The organism is Capnocytophaga granulosa ATCC 51502 (assembly GCF_000411115.1).
GTDB classification, from domain to species: Bacteria; Bacteroidota; Bacteroidia; order Flavobacteriales; family Flavobacteriaceae; genus Capnocytophaga; species Capnocytophaga granulosa.
In genome coordinates, this window is sequence record NZ_KE150242.1 from 157,791 (window position 1) to 173,424 (window position 15,634).

Consider the following 15,634-nt stretch of genomic DNA (forward strand, 5'->3'; position numbering starts at 1 on the left):
TCATTGTTGGCATTAATCATTAATCATTATGGCATTAATCATTAATCATTGTTGGCATTAATCATTAATCATTGTTGGCATTAATCATTATGGAAGAGGCTTTAGAAATTCTTTGGACATACGCTCGTCGTGAGCCTTTGGATAGCAATGGAGAGACTATAGTCCCTACCATCAACAATAGTATTGCCGCCATTCGTATCATTATGCGCTTGGAAGGATGGGCTATGGAAAGTGAAAAGAGAAAAGTTAATAGTGAAAAGCGGGCAACACATGATTTGCCAGCGTCTAAAAGTAGGGGCGAATGGCAATTCGCCCAACCCCAATATGCTCAATCGCAATTCGCCCAATCGCAAAATACCCAACACAATACGAATAATAACACGAACAATCATAATGGGAGCGAATTATCAAATAAGGGCGAATTGCCCAACATGGGCGAATTGCTCACATACTCCGCTCTCGCGGACTTTGCCCCTACACCTGCTCAACACCAATATCCCCAACCCAATACAGCTTCCACTGCTGGCGCGAGCTTGCAGCTCGTGCCCCAAGAAAACCTCCTATCCTTCACCCGCCATACACTCCCTTCTTTTGCCCCCGCCCCTTTCCACATTGCCTATTACGAGGTGCTGACACGCTTTGCCTTGGGAGAAATCAAAAAGCTGATGATCACCATGCCGCCCCAACACGGCAAGAGCGAAGGTGCTACTCGTCGCCTACCTGCTTTTGTCTTAGGGCAAGATCCTGACAAACGTATTGCTATTGTTTCCTACAATGCTATCAAAGCGCGTAAGTTCAACCGCGAACTCCAACGTATCATGGACGATGACCGCTACTATGAGCTGTTTCCTCAAACGCTCCTTGCGGGTCAGGCAAGCTACCAAGAACAAGGCCGACGTAGTCGCAACTATGCCCGCAACTCCGATGAGTGCGAAATTGTAGGCTACCAAGGCAGCTTTAAGACGATTGGTGTAGGAGGTTCCCTAACTGGCGAACCTGTGGATATGCTGATTATGGACGACTTATACAAAGATGCATCGTCGGCTTGGTCGCCTGTCATCAGACAGAACGTGGCCGACTGGTACGATACAGTAGCCTCCACACGTTTGCACAATGATAGTCAACAGCTGTTGGTCTTTACCCGCTGGCATATGGAAGATTTAGCAGGACGCTTGCTCGAACAAGAGGGCATATATGACCCCATAGAAAACCCGCAAGGTTGGCTATTGGTGAGCTTCCCCGCTATACAGAACAGGCCGCCAAGCGAGCAAGACCCTAGAGCAGAAGGCGAACCCCTATGGCCTGAACGACATAGCTTGGAAAAACTCTTAGAGATAAAAGGTCGCTCCCCAACTGTCTTTGAGAGTTTGTACCAACAGAATCCACAGCCTTCCCAAGGGTTGATGTACGAGGAATTTACTTGTTATACCGACTTGCCTTCTCGTTCCTACTCAGTAGCGTATATTGACGCGGCTGATAGTGGGGCGGATTACCTATGTGCTTTATTTTATAAGGAAGCCGAAGACGGCAACTATATTACAGATGTGCTCTACACCAAAGACCCTATGGAGGTCACGGAAACCACGCTGACCTATATGCTCCAACAACACCAAGTAGAGCGCTGCCATATTGAGAGTAACAACGGCGGCAACCTCTTTGTCAGCAACCTCCAGCAACGCTCATGGGACACAGGCAACCGACTGACGCGCTTCAATCCGTTTCACCAGAATCAGAACAAAACAGCAAGGATTTTTGCCGCTTCCGCCTCAGTGCAAAAGCTGATTAAGATGCCTCTGGATTGGAAAAAGCGCTTCCCCAAGTTTGCCCGCGACCTGACGGGTTACCTCCGCGTGGGCACCAATGCCCATGACGACGCCCCCGATGCGCTCACTGGCTCCATAGAGTGTCGCCAGCCCCCGAAGAGAGTCAGCGTTGCGGAGATGTTTGGACTTAGATAGTGACAAACGACAAGTGACAAGTGACTAATCCTATTGTACTCGCCTCTCTTTCCCCCTTCGGGGGTTAGGGGGATTACTCTTTCCTCCCTTTGGGGTTAGGGGGATTAATCTCTGTTCTGTTATTTGTTCTTAAAAAAACAAAAGTGAAAAATTAAAAACGTACTTTTGCGTTTGATTTAGATGAATTAAAAAGATTAAAATACCTATTATGAGTAAAAATGTATCTGACCAATTGGTCGAAATGTTAGTACAAGCAGGTGTAAAAAGAGTTTATGCCATTACTGGAGATAGCCTCAACCCTGTAAATGATGCCATTCGTCGCGATGGTCGTCTTGAGTGGATACATGTACGCCACGAAGAATCAGCAGCTTATGCAGCCTCTATGGATGCCGAACTTAATGGCATAGGCTGTTGTATGGGAAGCTCAGGCCCTGGACATGTACACCTTATCAATGGGCTCTATGATGCCAATCGTGCAGGCAACCCTGTCATTGCTATAGCTAGTACTTGTGCTACACAGAAGTTTGGTACCCACTGGTTCCAAGAAACAAATCCTTTTTTGTTATTCCAAGATTGTAGCAAATATGTATATGTGGCCAACACGCCTAAGCAGTTTACTACCATGATGCAGCGAGCTATACAAACGGCAATCAACGAAAAAGGAGTGGCTGTATTGGGCTTACCTGGCGATGTGGCGGGAGCTGATTTGGAAGAAGTACCTACCGCTACTCAGACCTTTTTGGCCAAGCCCGTTGTACGTCCTTCCGATAGCGAGCTAGATAAGTTGGCCGCAGTATTGAACGACACCAAGCACAAGAAAATAACCCTTTACTGCGGACATGGCTGCCAATATGCTGTAAGTGAAGTAGAACAACTAGCCGAGACGCTCAAGGCACCTATTGTAACTTCTTTCCGCGGGAAAATATTCTTTGACCGTACCGATAGCCCCTATATAGCAGGTATGAACGGACTCCTAGGACATCGCTCTGGCTATGATGCTTGTGCCGAGTCCGATGTACTTGTGATGCTAGGCACTGACTTCCCTTATGCCGAGTTCTTGCCTAAGAAAAATACCATCATCCAAATAGATCAGCGCCCTGATATTATCGGCCGTCGTGCCAAAGTGGATTATGGTTTTGCAGGCGATGTAAAAGATACCATTGCCGCGCTATTGCCTAAACTTACCCCACGCAGCGATGATAGCTTCCTTAAGGATATCCACAAGGAATATGTGTCACTTGAGAAGTCTTTGGACGATTATACCAAGAGAAAGACCGAAGAAGACCAGATAGACCCCGAATATGCAGCTAAACTTTTAGACAAATACGCCGCTGAGGACGCTATTTTCACCGTAGATACAGGTATGAATGTGGTTTGGGCGGCTCGTTTTGTCAAGGGTACAGGCAAGCGCTACCTCACTGGTTCTTTCAACCATGGGTCTATGGCCAATGCACTGCCTATGGCTATCGGAGCAGCGGCTGCCTCTCCAGGCAGACAAGTAGTGGCTATGTGTGGCGACGGGGGACTCTCTATGCTTTTGGGCGACTTGGCTACCCTTATGCAATATCAATACCCTGTAAAGATATTTGTATTTAATAACCGTTCGCTTGCCATGGTCAAACTTGAAATGGAAGTCTCTGGCTATCTAGATTGGCAGACCAATATGGTCAATCCTCCTTTTGACAAAATAGCCGACCTGATGAATATCAAGGGCTATGAGGTACACAAAACAGAAGAGTTGGAAGCCACTGTAAAAGCTGCTTTTGAGCATGAGGGACCTACTTTGGTCAATATCTACACCAATCGCGATACCTTGGCCATGCCTCCTCACATTACTTTTGACCAGATGAAAGGTTTTGCTACCAATGTGATGAAGAAAATAGGACAAGGTGATTTTTCTGAAGCCAAAGAAAGTATTGCCAATAGTATAAAGCATATTAAGGACATTTTATAATGACTAATTTAAGTTTCGTAAGTTGTTTTTAGGTTGCTATTAAAATTGCAAGTAACTGATAAACAATTATTTGTAAAAACCTCCCCCCACCCCCCTCCAAAGGATAGTCTGCGAATACTTGGAGCAGAGTATGTGAGTTGCGAGAGCGGAGTATGTATCTTTAAGGGCGTTGAAATGGTCTAATTTGTTTATTAAATTAGAAATTTTCCCTTCTATAACTTATTGAACCTCTACTACTTACTAACTCCCCCCTTGAGGGGGGGTAGGGGGGATGTTTTGAGAATCAGTTGATTACAGAGCTTGCGAAACTTAAATGGCTAATGACTAATGAAAAAGTAGGGATAAAGGAAATTATTCCTACTTTTTTACACTCTAACATTTAACAATTAACAATTGAAAACAAGAATAACAACTTTATTAGGTATAGAACATCCTATCATTCAAGGGGGTATGATATGGGCGAGCCAATGGCAGTTAGTAACAGCCGTAAGTAACGCAGGCGGATTGGGGCTGCTAGGTTCTGGCTCTATGTCAGCCGAGGAGTTACGTACTCAAATCAGGCAGTGTAAAGCACATACTAGCAAACCTTTTGGGGTAAATGTGCCTATTATGTACGCCAATAGTGCCCAAACCATGGAGGTCATTATGGACGAAGGCGTCTCTGTAGTTTTTACTTCGGCAGGGAATCCAGCCCTTTGGACAGATAAGCTCCATGAGAAAGGAATGAAAGTGGTACATGTAGTAAGTAGTAGTAAGTTTGCGCTCAAAGCTCAAGCAGCAGGAGTAGATGCCGTAGTAGCCGAAGGCTTTGAAGCTGGCGGACATAACGGACGAGAGGAGACCACCACTTTGGTATTAGTGCCTGAGGTATGTCGGAAAGTAACCATTCCTGTGATTGCAGCTGGAGGAATTGCCACAGGTAGCGCTATGTATGCTACTATGGCGCTCGGTGCCCAAGGGGTGCAAATGGGTAGCCGCTTTATTGCCACAGAGGAGGCCTCTGTACATTCCCTTTTCAAACAAGAGGTACTCAAAGCCAAGGAGGGTGACACGGTATTAACTCTTAAGGAACTCTCTCCCGTACGTCTGCTAAAGAATCCTTTCTACGAGCAGGTAGAAGCTCTTTATCAGCAAAGAGAAGCCACCCCTGAGAATCTCAAACAGCTATTAGGTAAGGGACGAACCAAATTAGGTATGTATGACGGAGACCTTAAAGAAGGCGAATTAGAAATAGGCCAAGTAAGCAGCCTGATAGAGGAGGTAAAAACCGTCAAAGAGGTCTTCGAGGAAGTATTAGCAGAGTTTCAACAAACCAGAAACTTAATGATTAATGCCACTAATGATTAATGATTAATACCACTAATAACTATTAGTCACTAACCACTAACCACTAATCACTAATCACTAATCACTCGTCATTAGTCACTATTATTGGTTTTATTTTCGTCTCATAGAAAGGAATTTGTAATCTCTGACAGGTATATTTCCATTTTTCTATGATAAAAGGGTAGTTACTACCATCGGCAATGAGCATTTTAGGGCGGATATTACTCAAAAATTTCTCTAAGTGAATTTTAGGATTATTTCTTAGCAATAGGTAATGAGTCGGGTAGGAGGTATCCAAATAGAATTTATCATCAATGATGGTGAGAAAATCTTCTTTAAAAGGGACTATATTCTCTAAGGCCTTATAATGAAGGTTTGACACTTGTTGTTGAGTACAGAAATTCTTAATAAGAGTTTGAGGTACTGACAAAGTGTCAGAAAGATAAAAAGTAGCTTCTCTACCCTGCTGTAAAGCAATAACAGTCTTTTTATATTGGTGAAAGACAATAAGTTGCTCCTTTTTTGCACTTTCATATTTCAGATAAAAGAAATAGGTCTGCAAAGACAGTAGCGTTAGAAAGAAAAAATAGACAAATTTTATCTTTCTAGCCCTTAGGTATATGACAGCCCATGCAATAGCTAAGTAACACAAGCACAAGCAGATAGTGTCAAAATACACATCGCGAATAACCAGCTGTTCCACCGAAGCTATATAGCCTATGATATGGTTCATCAGCGAAAGAGCCTTCTCGTAACAGACTAAAAGCCAATAGGGGAGTAGCTGTATACTGGCCAAAAGGACAACGCCTATTCCTACGGATAGGATAACTCCTAAGATTGGTAAAATCAGTACATTGGTTACTAGAAACAATCCCGCAAATTGGTGAAAGTAGTACAAGGAGAGTGGTAACACACCTATCTGAGCAGCGATACTCACCTTTATAATATCCCAAAAAAAGTTAAGAAATCTATTTTCAAATCGATACTTCTCTCCTAGCGGTAAAAACAAAGCAATAGAGAGTACCGCCATATAACTCAGCTGAAATCCTACCTCAAAAAGAAAAGTGGGTTTGCAAAGCAGTAGTATAAAAGCCGAAAGTAGCAGACTATCATAGCGAGCTCTTCTACTTTCTGCCAAATAAGCAATACTATAGCCGCCAAACATGACTACAGCTCTCAGAACAGAAGCAGAAAATCCTGTAATAGCCGCATAAGTAAGTAAAAAGACTAAGAGGAGTACTATTTTTACCCCTTTTCTATGTGCAGGTACCACCAAGGAGATAAAAAGCGTTAGCAAATAGGTAATAATACCTATGTGAAGCCCTGAAATAGCTAAGATATGGACAGCTCCCGCATTGATATATTGTTGGTAGAGCTCTGGAGTAATATCCGAGCGAACCCCCAAGACTAAGGCTTTGAGTACCCCCACAGTTTCTTTAGAGAATGGATAGTGGGAGAGGGTAGCTGCCAAGTAGCCTTGTAGCTGTTTGGCTTTTATAAAGGGAGAAAAGGAAGGAGCATCCTTGATTTCATAGCAGGTAGGGTAGCCCTGCCAATAGATCCCTTGGTGTTCCATATAGCGTTTGTAATCAAACTGATAGGGATTTTGAGCAGGAGCAATAGGGGAGAGCTTACTGTGAAAGAGAATCGCTTGTCCTAAAGCCTTTTCCCTGAGGGTATCCTTTAGGTAAAGTACGAGTTTCCCTTTATAATTCGCCGTTTCTGTAGGTTCTAGCGCAACGATCACCTGCCTATTCTTGATGTGTTCTATCCTTCCCACAAGGCTATATGCTTTCTCAGGGGAGAGCTTATGTAGGTAATGCTTGCTATCGCTAGGTTCATAATGTATATTGTAGGCCAAAATACCCAAGCTCATTCCTGCTAAAAATACGGTCTCTTTTAGGAACTTTTTCAGTCTAAAATGGCAGTAATAAATACCCCCTACTGCTATTCCGCTCAACAGCAGGCTCATGGCTATTCCTATCTTATTGAGTAAGTCTTGTCCTATAATACCAAGGATCATACCCAAAAGAAGGATGCACAAGGGGAAATTGAAGGGAGTAGGCTTCATCTGATATACAAAAAAGCCAGTTACCCCTTAGGATAACTGACTTGTTGAATATTATTTTTTACATTCCGCCTCATCGGGGAGCTTTCCACAAAAACTGCAAGGCGTCCCTTCAGGGTTCAAATAAGGACTTTGGCTGGCACAAGTACCGGAGAATCGACCTCCTTTTTTGCCCCATATTTTTATTGCCATGCCTAGAACACATAGGCCTAAGATAATCAATACGATGACAAATAGTTTCATATGATATATATTAAAAAATTAAAATCCTATAGTATATAAGTGGTATTGATGAAGTTGGACGTTTCTGTTTTTAGTAAGTTTTCAAGGATTTCATTATTATATGGATTATCCTTAGAAGCTACAAAAGTACGTATAGAGAACGAGCGAAGTGCATCATACACACTAAGAGTACCCACAGCCGAATCCTTGCGGCCTGTGAAAGGAAATACATCAGGACCTCGCTGACATAAGCTGTTGAGGTTCACCCTACATACAAGGTTTACCATAGCATCAATTAGTGGTGCCAATGTATAGACATCATGCCCAAAGATACTCACCTGTTGGCCATAGTGAGAGTCGGCAATCTCTTCTCTTACTTGGTCAATATCAGTAAAGAAACGTACAGGTACCACAGGGCCAAATTGTTCTTCCTGATAGACACGCATATCGGGGCTCACAGGAGCAAGTACCGCAGGGAAGATAAAGTTCTCACAACGCTCACCACCTTTCTTGTTGAGAATCTTAGCTCCTTTCTGTAGGGCATCATCTATAAGGTCTTGGATATATTGTGGTTTATCAGGCTCGGGTAGGGGAGTGAGTTTTACGTTCACCTCCCAAGGGTTTCCAAAGGGGAGTTTGTCTACCTCCTCAGTGAATTTGGACAAGAAAGCCTCTTTTACATCCTCATGTACATAGAGTATTTTCAAGGCGGTACAACGTTGCCCATTGAAGGTAAGCGCTCCTGCCACACATTCTTTTACAGCAAGATCTATATCTGCATCGGGTAGGACAATGGCAGGATTTTTAGCTTCCAAGCCTAGTACCAAACGCAATCGATTCTTGTGAGGGTGTTTGTCTTGTAGGGCTATAGCCGAGCGGCTATTACCGATAAGTGCTAAAACATCTATACGGCCAGTTTCCATAATAGGAGAGGCAATTTCTCTACCGCGCCCAAAAACAATATTGATAACTCCCTTAGGGAAACAATCTCTAAAGGCTTCCAATAGAGGAGTAATAAGCAATACGCCATATTTTGGGGGTTTGTAGATAACCGTATTTCCCATCAGCAGTGCAGGAATCAGCAGCGCAAATGATTCATTAAGAGGGTAGTTATAAGGCCCCAAACAGAGGACAATTCCTAAAGGGCCACGACGAATATGAGCATAGATACCATCTTTTTTTTGGAAATGGGCACTATCACGATCTAATTTCTTATACTCCTCTAAGGTATTGTATAAGTATTCTATGGTGCGATCAAACTCTTTTTGACATTCAAGAATTGTTTTACCAATCTCCCACATCATCAGCTGTACCACCTCATCACGCTTGTGCTGGATCTCTTTGGTAAAGCGTTCCAAGATCTCTACACGATCTTTTACACGCATAGTAGCCCATAGGCCGTTACCCTTTCCATAGGCATTTGCTGCTGCTTCAAGGGCTTCAAGAGCTTCTTTTTCAGTCAAGTGAGGAACACTTCCTACCAAGGTAGGAGCATATTGTTCTGTAGAGGAAATAGTGGAATACACCTCATCACAGGCTCCTTTCCACTCTCTGAGTTCTCCATTTATAAGATAAGTCTTATGATGTAAGGGGTTACAAACATAAGCCTTAGGTATAGGTTGAAATTCGTTCATTATTTTATAGTTAAGTTGTTTTATACTCTGCCTTTTAGTGCATCAAACACCCAAGCAATAGCTAGGAATCCCACCCCAGTAGCAGCAAATCCCCAGCCAGCTACATCTTCATAACGGAAGATACCCAGCCCTATGAGTATTAATCCAAAGAGGATCATAATCAAAGTAGCATATCCTAAAACAGAATTTTTATTTAAACCCATAATAATCAATATTTTAAAGATACTATTTATATATCTCCCTCAGAAGTAGATTTATTTTTTATACTCTTGATGAAATCTCTACCAAAAATAATGCCAATTCCTACAACGATACCCAAAAATCCCCAAATGGCAATAATCATGCCTCTTTTAGGTTTTGATTTTTCTAAGGGAATACTGACAGGTTCTATGTCAATAAAAGCAGGGGTGTCCTCTTGTAGTTTGATTTTTTGGTTTTCAAGCTGCTTGGCCAGTTCTATATACACATTATTAGCCAAGCTATATTCGGCTTGTAATTGTGTTTGGCGGGTCATAGGTACCGCAGTGATAAGACCTCTATTACTATCCTGGAAAGCTGCCAATCTCATTTGTTTTTCCTTAAAGTTCTTTTCGGCCTCTTCATACTGTCTTTCTATAAACTCCAATTGGCTTTTAGCCTTACGAGTTTTGAACTCTATGATAGTCTCTTGTAGTGTTTTTTTAGCCTGACTTAGCATCTGAGCAGCAGCTACAGGATCACCCATGGAGAAAGAGAAAGAAATAGTATTGTCTTTCTCGTTATTAGTGATCTGTAGTTGGCTGCTTAGTAGAGAAAATAATTCTTTCTCTTTAGGAGTAACACTATATACTTCTAAGGAACCATCGGCTGTTGGCTCAGGTACAACCTCTTTATCTTTGGAGGAAAAGGCTCCTATGATAACTCCAGGTAAGCCAATGGTATATTTCTTTACCACGTCCAAGGCTCCTGCTTTTTGGTATTTCTGGCAATATTGCTCATAAGTTATAGGAGTACTGTCTTTGGAAGTTTGTATAGAAACTTGTGTCATCTTCCTTTGAAAAGGAATACTGGAGGCAATACTTGTATAGAGCTTAGGAGAAATTAGTTCTCCTGAAGAGGAACCCAAATTGATACCCGCTAAAGAAGCCAAGCCTGATAAGCCTCCACCAGAGGAGGAACTACTTTCTTGAGCTAATACTAATGAAGTAGCAGTATATTCCTTTTTAGAAAAAATAGCAATAAAAATACCTATAAGTAGGAATATGATAAAATATTTTAAAATAGTTTTCTTTCCATTCCATATTTTTAGCAATAGGGCAAGCAAATCTATCTCATCATCTTTTTGTATTTCTTGATCCATATTTCTATTATTTAAAAGTGTTGTAAATAAGTATAGCTAAGGTAGTTATTGCGGTCATTATACTAACCGTTTCAGCTGTAGAGACTGCTTTTTTCTCTGGTTTTTCAGGAACAATCACCAATGCTCCTGGAGCAGCTTTAGGGTAGCTTCTAAAGAAAAGGAAGCGGTTGGTACCTTTTACATCTCCATTGGCATATACTACATAGACTGATTTTTTCTGAGCATTGTCGGAGAATCCTCCTGCACTATTGATATAGGATTTAGTAGATTTTCCCTTTTCATAGCGCACTAAAGAAGGAGCCAGTACCAATCCCTTTACCTCAACGGTTTGTTTTTCAGAAGGGATAATAAGAACATCCCCATCTTTTAGTACAAGATCTTGATAGGAGTTCTTATTCTCCATGATTTTTTTAAGATTGATACCTACACGGTATTCAGACGCTTCAGGGGTATTTTCTTCCTCTTTAGTTTCAATAAGAGTGAGATCCTTGTCCGTCTTTTTAAGTTTCTTAAGTTGTTTTTCTTGGGCTTTTCGATCTTTTTCGTCTTTATCTTTCCTTCTTACTAAGGTAGCACCTTCCACATAGGCATAAGGAGCTAATCCTCCAGAGCGTTCTATAAGGCTTGAGATACGCTCTTCTTTAGTAAGGATAGCATAAAAACCAGGAAAAGAGACTTCTCCTTCTATCTTGACTACTTGTTGGGGTACATAGCCCTTTTGATAGCGGACGGTTACTATATCATTGGGTTCTAAGGCGATACTTTCCCCTCCTTCTTTAGAGAGGGATACAGTATATACTTTGCTGATGGTCTTGAAATTGGCATCATTCAGTTGGCGAGCTACCTCCACTTGTGTTTGGTCAGCGCCTTCTATAAAGCCGCCAGCCATGATGATAAGGTCGGCAGGGAGTAGTCCCTTGGCATAGGCAAACTTCTGAGGCTTGCGTACAGCTCCTTCTATACGTACCATAGGCTTGGCGATGAGACTATCTCTGCCATATATATGCAGACTATCATTGGGTTGTAGGGCAATACTTTGTTTCTTTTCTAAGAGATCTTTGAGTGAAAAATTAAGACTTTGCTTATCTACATGGTCTATAGAGCGGAAGAGAATAGCACGATTCAGATAGGCTTCTTCCCTTACACCTGCAGCTTTTTGTATAAGGTCTAAGACGGTCATACCTTCTGAGTAAGCATAGTTGCCTGGTTGATATACCGCCCCTGTGATACTGATTCGGTTGTGATATACATCGGAGAGCTTATGTACTAGGAGTTTGTCACCTGCTTGCATAGTAAATTTGCTGGCTTCATTATAGGGGACTTCCTTTACTTCGCGCTTGGCACCTATGATGCGCTCTACTACCATTACATCTTTGTAGGCATTGGATTTGAATCCTCCAAAATAATCCTCTAAAGCAGAGAGTTTTTCACCATCTTTGACCTCATAGATACCTTCTCTTTTGACAAAGCCGATTACCTCTACTTGGTTTTTATAAGGAGGTACAATGATGACATCTTGGTCATTGAGGTTGATATTCCCTTCTTGGGAACCCTTGAGTAAGAAGTTGTAAATATCTAAGTGGGCGATGGTTTTTCCTCCACGAACCACTTGTATATTTCTAAAAGAACCATTTTCAGTAGGGCCTCCACTGGCATAGAGCGCATTGATTACTGTAGAAAGAGCACTAAGAGAGTAAGTGCCTGGGGCTTCTACTTCTCCTATGATATTGACTTTTACGGTACGGATATTGGCAATGGAAACGCCTGTATATACCTTAGCATAACTACCTTCAGGGGCGGAGATACCTGCATATATCTTACGCAAAGCAGTATTGATACGTGCTTTAGCTTCTACAAAGTTGAGACCTCCTACATGCACCTTTCCAGCCATAGGGAGAATAATATTTCCTTGATTATCCACTTTTTGGGTAGTGCTACTTTCGGCAGCACCCCATACCTCTACCAAGAGTTCGTCTCCTGTATTGATGATGTAACTCTCAGGGGTAGGTACATTGATCGTTGGGTTAAAGGAGATTTTAGGATTTTGGAAAAAATCGTAGCCAAAAACTCTACTTTTTTTCATAACCATGATAGAATCTCTTTCTTTTCCTGTACGGCCAAATACTTCTTGCTCAGAAGAGGTAGGCTTACTACTTGGGGTAGTTGTTTTCCTTTTGGCAGTAGTAGAAAGGGTCATGATACGTTGTCTGAGCTTAGTAATCTGAGAGACAGGCACGCCTTTTACACGAGCAGCAGTCTCTAAGTCAGTGATGGAGTAGCCTTGTGCTTGTGCTTTTTCCCAAAAGGATTGAATTTGTTCGTCAGAGAGTTGATCTACATTGATATAGGCAAGTTGCTCTAAGTTAAGATTCTGTACTTGTGCAGAAAGTGAAAGGGAGAAACCTACACTTAAAAGAAGAAAAAATAAGATTTTCCTAATCATTGTTCGCTGTTTTTAATCAGAGTGCAAATATACTTCGTTTATCTGAGAAAATAAAATATTTTAAACATTAATTATTCATTCCAATTTCGCAAGTACTTTTAAATAACAAATAAGCACTAAATATATTTTTAAAATATTGATTGTCAATGAGTTTATATGATAGGTAAAAGTAAATTTTGATGATAACAATATCAATAAAATGCGGGTGTAATAATTAACAATTAACAATTAACAATTAACAAATATTTTCACTATCTTTGCCGAGTAAATTGCTCTTATCCTTTGTTTATCATGGAAGAAGTGTAAAGTTCCCTACTTACTATTGGGAAAATGGCACAGAGCCTCTTGAAATGTGTAAATATATCTATTTATATAGTAATAAAAACCTGAAATATCATTTACTATATACCCCTGTGGGTACTTATATTATAAAATAATCCTCATAAAAGAGTAAAAAAATCATGACTATTCAGAATTTTGATAAGTTTGTAGATAAAATCTTGGTAAAACAAGGCGAAGAAGCCTTTGAACAAGGTAAAGTATCTTCCTTAGAAGAGCTTGAGGACGGTCTATGGGTCGCCTCGGTAGAGGGAGCTACTACTTATGAAGTGGAAATACTACTGCATAAGAATACCATTAGGGAGACTTCTTGCTCTTGTGAGCATAAAAAAAAGGTGTTTGCTCGCATATGGTAGCCGTTTTCTTGGCTATAGAGGCTAAAAAACAACAAGAAGCAGCCAAAGGAAAACAAGGAACTAAAAGTAAGAGAGATAGCCTTAAAAGCTTATTGGAAAAAATATCCCGTACAGAGCTGGAGGAATTTATCAAAACTTATATGACTAAGAATAAGGTTTTCAAAAGTGATTTTCAACTTTATTTTATAGATAAAAATGAGAATAACGATTTTGAAAAGAAGATAACAGATATTATAGACCAAACCATCAAGCCTCGCTATCGTGGTGGCGAGCCTCAAAATCTACCAGACCTGAACAAAGAAATTAAGAAACACCTTAAAACTATTAATACCTATATAGGAAATAGTAACTATCGCGATGCTTTTATATTCGCTAAATGTCTTTTTGTCAAGTTACATGAGATAATCGTTAAGTCAAGCTATCCAATTAATACCTTTATCAGTAATACTAATAAGGTACTAGATGTTATTATCTTCTTAGCAGAGGATGAAAGAGTACCACTAAGCCTAAAAGAGGTAATATTTTCCTTTCTCTTAGAGCAGATGGTTAAAAATGCAGAACTTTATGAAGATTATTATGATAACAAACTTCCTCAAGCAGGTAGGAAACTTAGTATTACATTACAAAAAGAGGAAGATTATTTACAGGCAATAGATAAATTACTTGATAAAAATAGAATATCAGGTAGTATAAGGAGATTTTATACGATTGAAAAGATAAAATTGTTATCACAATTAGGAAAACAAAAAGAAGCAGATAAAATCATAGATAAAAATATAGAACATCCTTTCTTTAGAAGGATTAAAGTAGATATGCTTATAGAGAAAAAGGATTATAAAGCAGCAAAAACATGTCTAAAAGAAGGGATTACAGAACTAAAACAGCGATATGGAACAGAAAATATTGTAAGAGAATGGGAAGAATTGCTGTTACAGATAGCTAAAGAGGAAGGAGACTTTGATACAATGCGGAAATATTACAAGAAATATGCTTTTTATGGAGATGGAGATAGTCAATACTATGATAATTGGAAAAGCACTTATACCGCTGAAGAATGGGAAAAGGTAATAAGTGAAGAAATAAAGAAACAAGAGACCTACTATAATGAACGAAAGAAAAGATTGAGTGCTTATAGGAATGTTGCTGTCGTATCTCCTATTCTTTTTCTTATCTACCAAAAAGAAGATATGCACGAAGTTCTATGGGAAAAGGTAAAAAATACGGATATACCTACGATCCTAAATTATCTACATTATCTGAAGAAAAATCATGATACTGAAATCATGGACAAACTTTATAAAGATGTGATTGCTTATGCAGAAAATGCCTATTATCGTACCGAATATGAAAAAGTAGCTTCGTTTATTCGTAAAATGATAGAGGATGCACCTGAAGAAAAAGAAAAAATAAGAAAATTAATAGAAAAATTGAAGCAGCGACATAAGAAAAAGTACTCTTTTGTACAAATCTTAAATGAAATAATTATAGACTATAAAATATAATCCTATGGAAAAGCCTCCTTTTTTAAGAGTTATGACCATCGCAATGGTTATACTATTGGCTATTTTAGTAGCCTTCTCCCTATGGATGTTCCGTACAGATAGTTCGGGATATGCCATTTTCTATGTTGTCCCTCAGGTGCTATATCTTTTTTTCTTTTGCCTGATGGTAAATCTGTTAGGATATAATATATATAAGAAAAACCAAACGGGAATTATTATTTGTTCTATTGTTACCTTTCCTTTTCTTTTTCCTTATTTTGATACCTCATCATTCTTTGAATTTTGGTTTGGAATCTTTGGTATGCTGGGACGTATATCGGAAATATCAATGTTATTTTTGGGTATTTATGTATTTATATATCCTAAATTATGGAAGATATTAGCTGCTTCCGGAGTTATTCTTATAGTTTGTACTTTATTATTCCATTATACACCTCTTTTGTTTGCATTATATTATATTCTATTTCCTATTTGGCATAATTAAAAGTATTTA

12 protein-coding genes are annotated in these 15,634 nt (G+C 40.0%); 6 read left to right on the top strand and 6 right to left on the bottom strand.

Annotated features, from left to right (window positions below; genetic code table 11):
- Positions 1–89 precede the first annotated feature (89 nt).
- The 3 genes from terL (at position 90) to HMPREF9331_RS00690 (ending at position 5,259) form a co-directional block, all read left to right on the top strand.
- A complete protein-coding gene (gene terL / locus HMPREF9331_RS00680; protein ID WP_016419272.1) occupies positions 90–1,958 on the top strand; it encodes a phage terminase large subunit in 1,869 nt (622 codons plus the stop codon).
- A gap of 208 nt (positions 1,959–2,166) precedes the next feature.
- Positions 2,167–3,912 carry a thiamine pyrophosphate-dependent enzyme gene (locus tag HMPREF9331_RS00685; RefSeq protein ID WP_016419273.1) on the top strand — a complete coding sequence of 582 codons (1,746 nt, stop codon included), beginning with the start codon at positions 2,167–2,169 and terminating at the stop codon, positions 3,910–3,912.
- Between the two features lie 393 nt (positions 3,913–4,305).
- Positions 4,306–5,259 carry an NAD(P)H-dependent flavin oxidoreductase gene (locus HMPREF9331_RS00690; RefSeq protein WP_016419274.1) on the top strand — a complete coding sequence of 318 codons (954 nt, stop codon included), beginning with the start codon at positions 4,306–4,308 and terminating at the stop codon, positions 5,257–5,259.
- 61 nt (positions 5,260–5,320) lie between these two features.
- On the opposite strand, the gene HMPREF9331_RS00695 is transcribed toward HMPREF9331_RS00690, so the two are convergent.
- From HMPREF9331_RS00695 to HMPREF9331_RS00715, 6 genes are read right to left on the bottom strand one after another with little or no spacing between them, the layout of a single operon-like run.
- A complete protein-coding gene (locus HMPREF9331_RS00695; RefSeq protein WP_016419275.1) occupies positions 5,321–7,309 on the bottom strand; it encodes a ComEC/Rec2 family competence protein in 1,989 nt (662 codons plus the stop codon).
- Between the two features lie 51 nt (positions 7,310–7,360).
- Positions 7,361–7,549: a hypothetical protein gene (locus tag HMPREF9331_RS12660; RefSeq protein WP_016419276.1), complete on the bottom strand. Its 189-nt coding sequence runs from the start codon at positions 7,547–7,549 to the stop codon at positions 7,361–7,363.
- 26 nt (positions 7,550–7,575) lie between these two features.
- On the bottom strand, positions 7,576–9,162 hold the full coding sequence (locus HMPREF9331_RS00700) for an NADP-dependent glyceraldehyde-3-phosphate dehydrogenase (RefSeq protein WP_016419277.1): 1,587 nt from the start codon (positions 9,160–9,162) through the stop codon (positions 7,576–7,578).
- Between the two features lie 20 nt (positions 9,163–9,182).
- Positions 9,183–9,365, bottom strand: coding sequence for a CAL67264 family membrane protein (locus tag HMPREF9331_RS00705; protein WP_016419278.1), 183 nt, complete (start codon positions 9,363–9,365; stop codon positions 9,183–9,185).
- Between the two features lie 26 nt (positions 9,366–9,391).
- The gene (locus HMPREF9331_RS00710; RefSeq protein WP_016419279.1) at positions 9,392–10,501 is read right to left on the bottom strand and encodes a Wzz/FepE/Etk N-terminal domain-containing protein; all 1,110 of its coding nucleotides are present in this window, start codon (positions 10,499–10,501) and stop codon (positions 9,392–9,394) included.
- 7 nt (positions 10,502–10,508) lie between these two features.
- Positions 10,509–12,944 (bottom strand): SLBB domain-containing protein, encoded by a 2,436-nt coding sequence (locus HMPREF9331_RS00715; protein WP_016419280.1) that lies wholly within the window; start codon positions 12,942–12,944, stop codon positions 10,509–10,511.
- 461 nt (positions 12,945–13,405) lie between these two features.
- Here HMPREF9331_RS00715 and HMPREF9331_RS00720 point away from each other — a divergent pair, with 461 nt between their 5' ends.
- The 3 genes from HMPREF9331_RS00720 to HMPREF9331_RS00730 are packed head-to-tail and all read left to right on the top strand — an operon-like array spanning position 13,406 to position 15,625.
- Positions 13,406–13,639: an SWIM zinc finger family protein gene (locus HMPREF9331_RS00720; protein ID WP_016419281.1), complete on the top strand. Its 234-nt coding sequence runs from the start codon at positions 13,406–13,408 to the stop codon at positions 13,637–13,639.
- The gene (locus HMPREF9331_RS00725) at positions 13,633–15,141 is read left to right on the top strand and encodes a hypothetical protein (RefSeq protein ID WP_016419282.1); all 1,509 of its coding nucleotides are present in this window, start codon (positions 13,633–13,635) and stop codon (positions 15,139–15,141) included. The genes HMPREF9331_RS00720 and HMPREF9331_RS00725 overlap by 7 nt, the downstream gene beginning before the upstream one ends.
- A 4-nt stretch (positions 15,142–15,145) precedes the next feature.
- Positions 15,146–15,625: a hypothetical protein gene (locus tag HMPREF9331_RS00730; protein WP_016419283.1), complete on the top strand. Its 480-nt coding sequence runs from the start codon at positions 15,146–15,148 to the stop codon at positions 15,623–15,625.
- Positions 15,626–15,634: the final 9 nt, after the last annotated feature.